Origin of the sequence: Microcoleus sp. D3_18_C2, assembly GCF_036702395.1 — a bacterium.
Lineage (GTDB): Bacteria > Cyanobacteriota > Cyanobacteriia > Cyanobacteriales > Microcoleaceae > Microcoleus.
Window position 1 is genome coordinate 45,724 of record NZ_JAUBTG010000027.1, and the last position, 9,661, is coordinate 55,384.

Annotated in this window: 6 protein-coding genes; 2 read left to right on the top strand and 4 right to left on the bottom strand. The window is 48.2% G+C overall.

Annotated features, from left to right (window positions below; genetic code table 11):
- Positions 1 to 20 precede the first annotated feature (20 nt).
- From QUA88_RS17270 to hpsA, 4 genes are read right to left on the bottom strand one after another with little or no spacing between them, the layout of a single operon-like run.
- The gene (locus QUA88_RS17270; protein WP_333272820.1) at positions 21 to 665 is read right to left on the bottom strand and encodes a type II secretion system protein; all 645 of its coding nucleotides are present in this window, start codon (positions 663 to 665) and stop codon (positions 21 to 23) included.
- Between the two features lie 58 nt (positions 666 to 723).
- Positions 724 to 1,791 carry a hormogonium polysaccharide secretion pseudopilin HpsC gene (gene hpsC, locus QUA88_RS17275; RefSeq protein ID WP_333272822.1) on the bottom strand — a complete coding sequence of 356 codons (1,068 nt, stop codon included), beginning with the start codon at positions 1,789 to 1,791 and terminating at the stop codon, positions 724 to 726.
- Between the two features lie 55 nt (positions 1,792 to 1,846).
- The gene (locus QUA88_RS17280; RefSeq protein ID WP_333272825.1) at positions 1,847 to 2,554 is read right to left on the bottom strand and encodes a prepilin-type N-terminal cleavage/methylation domain-containing protein; all 708 of its coding nucleotides are present in this window, start codon (positions 2,552 to 2,554) and stop codon (positions 1,847 to 1,849) included.
- Positions 2,555 to 2,556: 2 nt separating this feature from the next.
- Positions 2,557 to 7,554 (bottom strand): hormogonium polysaccharide biosynthesis protein HpsA, encoded by a 4,998-nt coding sequence (gene hpsA, locus QUA88_RS17285; protein WP_333272828.1) that lies wholly within the window; start codon positions 7,552 to 7,554, stop codon positions 2,557 to 2,559.
- Between the two features lie 376 nt (positions 7,555 to 7,930).
- Between hpsA and QUA88_RS17290 the strand changes: the two genes are divergently transcribed.
- Positions 7,931 to 8,200 (top strand): hypothetical protein, encoded by a 270-nt coding sequence (locus tag QUA88_RS17290; RefSeq protein WP_333272831.1) that lies wholly within the window; start codon positions 7,931 to 7,933, stop codon positions 8,198 to 8,200.
- A 284-nt stretch (positions 8,201 to 8,484) separates the two neighbouring features.
- Positions 8,485 to 9,249, top strand: coding sequence for a sulfotransferase domain-containing protein (locus QUA88_RS17295; protein ID WP_333272834.1), 765 nt, complete (start codon positions 8,485 to 8,487; stop codon positions 9,247 to 9,249).
- The last annotated feature ends 412 nt before the right edge of the window (positions 9,250 to 9,661 follow it).

The window sequence follows — 9,661 nt, forward strand, 5'->3', positions numbered from 1 at the left end:
GAGATTAAAATTAAATTTATTTAAAACGAGGGTACAGTCCTGCAATCATTTCCTTCAGCAGTTCGCATTCCTCCTAGCAGAGTTTCCACGATCGCACACTGCTTTGTACCACCACCTGCAGGAGCAACTGTTACCACAAGAGGTAATGTGGGATTGATTGAAGGGTCTGGATCGACTACACCGTTATAATTAAAAGTAAGTGAGGTAGCAGCCGTGCACGGCGCATTATTTGGAGGACAGCTAGCAGCAGAAAGCTTAACCTGTCCTTGTTTAATTTCGCCTCCACCATTGAAAGTCACTGTTTGTAGGGGAGAAGTTTGGGGTGGAGCTGTGTTAATAGTAGCTGTTGGTGGGTCAAAAGGAGCAGTAGTAAAATTAGAGAATGTAATTACTCTATCGCTCTTAGTTCGCTTGGCTTCGCTTTGTGCACTCCGCAAGGTTTGGAGGACGCGATCGTTCACAGTGCGAACTCTTTGTCTGTTGATGAATGCCTCCCAGCTTGGAGCGGCGATCGAGCTGAATATACCTATGATCAACGCTATCACCAGCACTTCTAGAAGAGTGAATCCTCCATCGCCCTTGCTGGATGCAGTTTTGTTGAAATTATGGCTGGGCTTGGTAGCAGACTGATGCAAAAGTTTTAATAATATTGGTGGGGTTTTCATGGTATTATCCTATTGTTTATCGACGGGCTGCGATTCGGAAATGTGTTTCAGGCATCAGTTACTTTCCTATCGCACCTAAACCTTTTACTTGAACGGTTGCTGTTGGGAAAAAAGCCGATTTGTTGGGGTTGTAAGCAGTATCGTTGGGTTGAAGGCGACGCAGGCTGTTTCCTCTGATAGTAACTCTGGCTAAGTTTTTAGATGTATCTACACAAGCGTAGAAGCTATTTATACCTTCTGTATCCGTTACTCTTAGGGCTGTTTCTGCCAATGGTTGTTCAGTTTTTTGGTCTTTAGGATTACCAAGAGCCATTTGGCATTCAGTCAATGGTAATTGCGTCTGGGCATTACTACTGTGGTCGATGTAGTTAACCAGTACCTCGGGAGTCGGAAAAACGGTGCCTGTCGTCACCTTTTCCGTCGGCTTACTAAAGTCAAAGTCTTTATTAAAAGCTGCATCTCGTTGTTGAGTGTCTTTTGTGTCAGTATCACTGTAGTAAGGATCTGTAGGATCTGTCGCGTCAGGGTTTCTAATCCCATCACTAATTTCATAGCGGGCAATACGGGTAGGACAAGTGCCTCCTGAAGGCTGACACCAAATAGAAGTAGAATCAGTTTCTTGGATCTGGTAGTAGGCAACTAATGATAGTACATAGGTGTCGTTGCATTTACCAGGGTTAGTATCGCAATCTTTTGGTTTTACCGTCTTAGCAACTTCTGGGTTAAAAGGAATAGAATTTTTCCTCGGTTGCTGCTTCCAAAATACGAGGATCGGAGTTCCATTAGGCGGAAGTTGAGATCTGATAGCCGGGATGCCTGTAGGGGTGGTGGTGGGAGTGCTGATAGTAGCGGGATTATTATCGTAAATATAAATAGCTTGACTCAAATCTTGGGAGATGAAATCAGCGGCGGCCTGAAGGTCTTGCTCGGTATTTGACTTGACTTGTTCTCTCCTGTCGGTATTCAGCATATCGACTACAAAACCGAGCATCGGCGTAATGATTAAAAACGCCATAATTGCTCCGACTAATAGCTCGACCAGAGTCATCCCATTTTCTGTTTGAGTTGGCCCGGAGCGGTTTCGTTGGTGCTGACTTTTTAGAAGCAACCTGAGTAAAGTTGTCATTTTGACGGTTTCCTTTGTCAAATGGGGTAGCGATTTTAATCTAATAACAAGGAATTTAATTTGTACACTTTTGAGGACTATTTTGGAGGCGAGTGCACAACGATCCATAGGAGGAGGCCTCTCCTGTAGTAGGGGGAATTTGTGATTGCATTACGGCCAAAGGCGCTTGAGGATTGCCAAGACCGGAATTAGCGACTGATTGCTGTGTAGTTGTCAGCGTGCCCGAAGAAGAAAAAGCATCCGCCCGGTAAACCCGCACAGTCAGCTCGTAGCCTGTGGTTGTCGGATCTGTCGGATTAGCTGGATTTCGCCAAACACCTTGAACCAAAAACTCTTTGCTGCCAGCACAACCTGGCGTTTCATCTAAGTTAACGCAGTATAACTCAGCAGCGGCTGTAGGAGCGGCAGGACTAGCAGAAGGAAAACCTTTTGGGCTTGTTGGATCATCATCTCTGATTGCCCCCACTCTCAGAGCGTCAATGTAAGCTCTCCCCGCCATCGCAGCCAGTTCGATCCGCCGCGCTTGGACGCGAATTGCTACTGAGTAAGCCATCACCGGGGCGATCGCAATCATCAGTACCGAAACCACAATCATCGCTACCAATGACTCGATAATCGTGTAGCCAGAATCTTGTGGCTTCAGTTTTTGGGCGCAACTGCCAGATTTACTCTCAGTCGGCTGGCTGCTGAATCCTGTTTCTGTCTTTGCTCCCTTGAATAACAAGGGTTGCGAGTAGCTGTTGTCTTTTAGTAGTTTATTCATGGTTAGGCACCTGCTTTAGATTTGCAGAATGAATCTGTTGGGCGCAAATTGCCAGTGACAGCTTTCGTTGTCCCGTCCTTATCAAGGAAAGCACACAACAATGTTTGTACCCACTCATCATCGCGAGGTACTTCCTGGAAATACTCGTCCGGGGTGCGTTTTGTGGGAGGAGTCGTGAACTTTCGGGTAAACAAGTCGGGTGGCTGAGATAGTAAGCCCAAGTCATAACCCCAATTCCGAGCAGGAGGGGTGAAGAAGGGAAGGCTACCGGCGCCGGCATCTGTTCTGTATAAAGCTCTTGGAACACCGCCAGTGTAAGTGATTGCGGGTGGGGCTGGGCTCGGTGGGTTTGGCGGTGAATCGAAAAGACTCCGCAACTTAGTAGCTGAAGCTATCTGCTGGGAAGCCAGCGGATCTAGAATCGGGATATAGGGCGCGGTGCTGTAAGCACTCCGGCCGAACTGAATAAAGGAACCCTGGATGTTTGTGGAAACTGCCCCGGAATTCCAGCTTTCCAAGAAGCGGGGCAAGTTTTGCAGGCCTCCGTTAAAGTCACCGACATTACCCAACGATCGCGAAGGAGTATCGTTCGAGCCTACGACCATATTAAATGTTGTGTTTACAGCCGTCGTTATCCACCCGGTTCCCCTCACAATACCTGTACCTTCTGGCAAACCGGTCGATGAAGCAGCCGCTGGCGCCGCCGTCACAGTTTGGATCTGCAAAACCGGCATTAATAGAGGCTGCCATTTGTCATTTGTGGCTAATTGTGGCAGATCTGCACCGCTCCCGTCCTTCCTAGCCTGGTTAAACACAAAGGGATAATTCTGTGAACCGTAAGTCACTGTAGTAGGGTTTGCCGCCGCAGTCGTCCCAAACCACAGAGAATTTGCTGTGTTTTGATATGTTGTGTCAGACACCGTAGCCGATGTTCCTGTGCCATTAATCCCTAATGGTACAGGAGCAGATGTCGAAGTCAGCTTCTGGCTAGAATCTCTCTTAAAAGCAACACGGCGGGGGAAGCGTTGCAATTCTGGTGCTGGCGGGGTAGCTGTGGTTCCGGCTCCGGGTATAAAGTCTGCACCGGTAATGGTAGTATCAGCCCTCTTAGGAGTCCCCAGCGGATTTACATACCAGTCGCTATCCGTACAGGCAGAAACGGGGATTTTGTTACAAACTTCCATTAAATACTCTGGGAAAGTCCCCCGCCGCTGCACTGGAGTGACGAAGTTGTTGAAGTAAGAACTGTTAACAGGATTGCTGTTGTTTGCGTAGTTTGCGTCTGTAACTGCTGTGCCTCCTGTGTTGACTAAATTGCCACTCGTAGCTTTGAACGCCCCGCTGGAAAGTCCGTTTGTCACAAAGTTGTTGCTGTAAAATCCTTGCTGTTTGCGAGGCATTACAGCAGCAGCACCGGCATTATTTCTCAGGTCAAAATCTCCCTCGTTGCGGAAGCCAAAACGGTAATTTTTTGAAAGCAGGGTGACAGCATCTGCCAGTATGTTTGCGGGACGCCAAGTATCGGCGGTTGTACATTTACCACCTAATCTGGGGTCGTTTGGGCGACAGGCAAAGTTCTTATTGAGGTTTGCGGCTGCGCGATCGTAAAAGGCACTCCAATCACCCACGGCCTGAGTAAACTCTTCGCCGGAGTGAAGGTTAAATTCGTTTTTGATGTAAACGGGTAAATTAGATGCCAAAGTCAGCCCCTTTTCCATGACTACATCCGCCACAGTAGCGGAGGAACCAGGAAATCTGCCTAGCTCCTTACCATTCACCAGTAAAATTCCGTTGGGCTTGCGAGTAGGATCTAGTAGGGAATCTGTGGGGCTGACTGTTGCGCTACTACTTTCATCTATGCCACCTGCGGCAAGACCAGGGCGAGAACTGCGATCGGGCAGCGCATCGTCGCGAGTGGCATAAATAATCCCGCTGTTTGGTAGTAAATACTCGTCCGTTCCAAATTTAGTCCTTCGCAGTACATCGAGGTCTATCTGAGTGGCACGAATTTCTAAAGGTTGCCTTTCTTCTAAGGGCTGGTTGTAATTCCCTGTTAAGTTTGCTTTTTGGAGACCTGTGGTCGGGCTGCTCAGCGTAAAGGCTTCGTTAACGTTGGTAGCCGGATCATCACGATCGATCGCCTTGACTTCTCTGGCATTCAAAAATGCTACTTCTTGGATAGCCCCGTTAGGAATGAGTGTGGGAGCGGGTACGATCGAGCCGTCAAGTATCTGTATGGCGCAATTAGTCGAGTCGATCGCAGCTTTGTCTGCCAAATTGCGATCGGTGTCTGCTTTCACAAGAGCATCTCTCAACGGCTTATTAGCAAAGCGACCGTCGGGGAAGACTAAGTTAGCTTGCATATCTAAAGCAGCTTGTCCGCCAGTAAGCAAGCCTGTTGTGGCAGAAAGCGTTGAAGCGGCACCCGGTCGCGCTTTCGGGGGGCCGTAGGTGATGCCGTTGTTGGAGCCGATAAAGGTCTGCCGTGTTCCTAGCCCAGGTGCGCGTGTTGCGATATCTGGTGCGAGCGCTCCCTGGCCGCTGACATCGGGTAGGCTTCCCGTCGAAATGTTTCTCGCTGTGGAAGCGTTGCTAGGGTCGTAATAGCTGCTGACGCAGGCCAGCGGTTTGTCATTCAACTCTCCCTTGGCAGGGGGACTATCTTTATAGTGATAAACTACCGTCGCCCGCATCCGCAAATCGCCTTTGGCATATTTCCTAGCGGTGGTAGCCTGCTCAACAATACCTGGAAGTAGAGTAGTAGAGGTCACTGCTGATGGGAGAGTTGCGCTGATATCGGTAGGACTAGACCAAGCTGGGAGCCAGGTAGTCCAGTTACCGGCAACATTATCATATACTTGTGACCCCGGCCCCAGTGGTGACATCGGCATGGAGTCGGGCCAGACGACACGGTACTGCTCAGTGTCGGTCGTTGTTGTTGGGTCGTCGTAAGTGCTCGTGTCCCCAGTTACGCGGTTGCCATTTGCTGGATTTATCCAACTAGGCGGCGGGAGGAATGAATTAGTGCGATCGTAAACCCCTGCACCAGTAATGACGCGCAAACCGCCAACGCCATCCAAGGGATTTTTCGGGTTTTTTGCTGCTTCTTGTTCCCAAAAACCGTTGCGATCGGTCGCTCCTGCATCAGCGATCTTGGTCACCTGGGACGATCGAGTGCGCGGAAAATTAGGATCTGGGGGGTCGATCGAATTCCAATTCCCTGCTATTTCTTCCGGCTTACTGGTAAATTGAGATTTGGTGGCATCCCATCTCTTGGCTGGTAGGTTGTTGCCTACCACAACGCGATCGCCCAGAAATTGTTCTTCTTCAGGTTCTTTTGAGGGGTCTGTTGCTTCTAGCTGACCATCCGTTAGAGTGACTTGGGTTCCGGCAAGGCTTGTCCATTGATCTACGGGTCTTAGGGTCTCTCTGCTTCCTAGAATGGGTGGGGTTCCGGCAGGTGTTGACCACGGAAGACCGTAGTTAAGCGTTGCCTCTCCTCCAAGCGGCACTTCCGCATAGGGAACCTTGCGGAGCATCTGCTTAAAATATTCTGTCAGCGCTTGTTTGCGATCTAGGGTTTGCGGTCGCTGCCGCACTGACAACGGATCGTTAGCCTCCGGGTTGGGACTGGCGGGGTCTCCCAACTGCGCTTCTACTAGCAAAGATAGGCGCTTTGTATAGGCTTCGTCATTGTAAAGAACCTTCAATCTAGAATCGCTAGTTGATTCCGTACCCGCCTTAATTTCTAATTTTTTACTCAACATGAATGCGTTTTTTCCGCCCGTGATGCTACCTTGTTTGAAAAGGTGCACGTCCACTGCATTCTTAACCGTGTTGTTACCAGACCAACCATTTACTACATTACCAGCCACAACAATTTTGCTACCTTCTTGTTCGTAGAAACAAGAATCTGGGCTGCTGACCTGATACAGTTTTATGCTGTTAGGATTATTCAACCCTGTCACTAGCAAATTACTGTTTGTGAATATCCGCCCGTTTAGATTCAACGGAGGTCCCGGCGATATGTCTAGATCGTTTTCATAAACAACCGCGTTGTTGGGGATCGGAATAAGAGCTTGGTCTTGCTGATATTCCAGGGCGGAAATGCTAGAACTTCCTGTGAATGCTTGATACGCAGAATTGGTAGCAGCATCTGTGTCTGTCATCGGTACGTTAACTGTATAAACGAAAAAACTTTTTTTAAGTTTCCCGTCTATCCTGTACCAGCCTGAGTCTCCCGCTAAAGTAGCGACAGTACCTCCACCCTGTTCGCAACCAGCCTTAAGTTTCCTCTGCGGTGGCTTTCTTGCTTCCAACGGCTCTCTTTTTCTTAAGAAGTCGCCCAAAGTAGGACTTTTTTCAACGTCGTCCCTTGGGGGGGTGCGGAAGAATATGCCGTAGAGGGTAAAACTGTCAAATTTGCCATCGCCATTTGTATCGACGGGATATCTCCAAGCAGTATTTATCGATTCATTTTTTTCTAAAATAAAGTCCTTATCGTTAACGGGAAGATCGGGAGTTATGCCACCGCTACCGTCTAGGTCATACTTAAGTTTCAGGCGTTCTTCGTCCCCAAAGGTATAATTATCAACTGTACTTCCAGGTGTAGTGGGGTTGGCGATCGGCAAGTACAAGTCGGCATCAGAAGGGGTACCCCGATTCTGGGTTTGCTCTAGCAGGAACTGAATTTTCGCTTTCGCCCGATCGATCGCCGGAGTCGCGGCCGCCAGCACCTGCTGGTTCACGCGCACGTTACGCGCCGTATTAGCCCGATCGAACGATCGCAGCGTAATCGCCACAGTCAACAAAATCACTACCAGCAACACCATCGTCACCGTCGGCAGCACAAACCCCGCCACCGGCAGTCTCGCCCTCCGGCCCATAGCCATCAGGGTTTGCAGCATTGCTCTCATCAGCCGCTTCGCCCCGGATCTGGTAACACCAGCAATCCGCCGCAGCAGGGATACGATAACTTTGGATAATTTGCTCTTAAACATTGACGCCTTCCTGAATAATTTCAGAGATGGTATTGCTGGTAGTGACTGCTCGACAGTACAATCCCATCTTTATTGTTCCCATTTTTTGCAACTTGCATATCAGCCTCTTGCACAAATTTAAATTTGTACCTTGGCTGAAAAATAAAACCCACAAACCCGCAACCAAAATCGCCGCCGATAATAATATATTTCCGCGAAAGATTTGCCCCGCAGGGATTAGATATTCCTTACTCCACTCTAATCTACTTAAATTGAAATGTCAGGGGTCAATCGATTTTCGATTTTCGATTTTCGATTTTCGATTGACTTGCGCGAGATAAATGCGGGGGCTTGAGGATTTTCGATTTTCGATTTTCGATTGACTTGCGCGAGATAAATGCGGGGGCTTGATACCACCTTTGAAATTCGTAGTCAGACTCAGAGTGAATGCGATCGCCCAAAAACAGCGATCGCGATCGTATCCGATGTATTTCCCAGCCCTTGTCTGGCAGGCTTTGTTGATGTGTTCGCCTTGCTAGCGCTTTTCAACCACCGGAATCTACAATCACGATCGGCCCATCGAATCGTTATGCCTGTCAGCGCCATCAAATCTAAATTGGGCGATCGAATTGCCCTAATGCCCCCAAGTGCGATCGAATTGCCCTAATGCCCCCAAGTGCGATCGAATTGCCCTAATGCCCCCAAGTGCGATCGAATTTTCGTCTTGCGCCCCAGCCCGCCGGGGGTTAAAAACCCCCGTCTCATAGCTAAAGTCCTCTTGCATAGGACTAATCAAATATTAAGATATTAGATATATAAATACATCTTCAGTCCTTTTCAAAGGACTTGCGCTATGAGACGGGGGTTTTAACCCCCGGCGGACAATCGGTACAAATGCCAAATCCGAAACACTGTCAGTACAAGCGCCAAATAAACCTACCATCCCCACCCATGAAACAACCCCCCAAACCCCCCGACTTCATCATCATCGGCGCCCAAAAAGGCGGCACAACATCCCTGTACAACTACCTAATCCAACATCCCCAAATCCTCCCCGCCGCCCAAAAAGAAATCCATTACTTCGACTTCAACTTCGACAAAAGCCCCGACTGGTACTACGCCCAATTTCCCCAGCCCCAACCAGGCGAAAACCTACTAACCGGAGAAGCCAGCCCCTACTATATCTGTCACCCCCAAGTTCCCCAGCGAATTTATGATTTATGTCCCAAAGTTAAAATAATCGCCCTGCTGAGAAACCCAGTAGAACGCGCAATCTCCCACTATTATTACTATATCAAAATAGGCTACGAATCCCTATCATTAGAAAGTGCGATCGCCGCCGAACCCGAAAGACTCAAAGGCGAAATAGAAAAACTCCAAACCAACCCAAACTACTACAGTTACGAACACCAACACCACAGTTATCTAACCCGCGGCATTTACGCCGATCAACTCCCAGCCTGGATAAAACTTTTTCCCAAATCACAACTTTTAATCCTCAAAAGCGAAGACTTATATACCAATCCCTTCGGCACATACAACAGCGTCTTAGAATTTCTAGAATTGCCGCCCCACCAACTACAAACCTACGAAAAATACAACGCCACCCAATATCCCCCCATCAGCGACACAATATACGACCAATTGAGAGCATATTTTCGATCGCACAACCAGAGATTAGCCCAATTGTGCGATCGAGACTTCGGCTGGGACTAATCATTTCGGGAATTGTAGGGGCGGGTTCACCCACAATAATCGTCAATAATCCACAATCTCCTAAACCCGCCCCACCCAACGGTAAATCTATCTATACGTTTGGATAATGGGAGGAAATCAAGGTTCATGTAGGTTATTCGTGGGGAGGGGGCGGGTTTATTTAGATTGTTTGTATTTGTGAGATATTGTGGGTGAACCCGCCCCTACAAATCTTTTTATCAAAATAGCTTGACATTCATATTATTCTGTGATATCTAGTCGAATAGTATTGTGTTTAATCCACAAATCGCAGCACTTGAGCCAAGTTCACAGCCAACAGCTATTTTTATATTAAACGACACAATATACGACCAATTGAGAGCATATTTTCGATCGCACAACCAGAGATTAGCCCAATTGTGCGATCGAGACT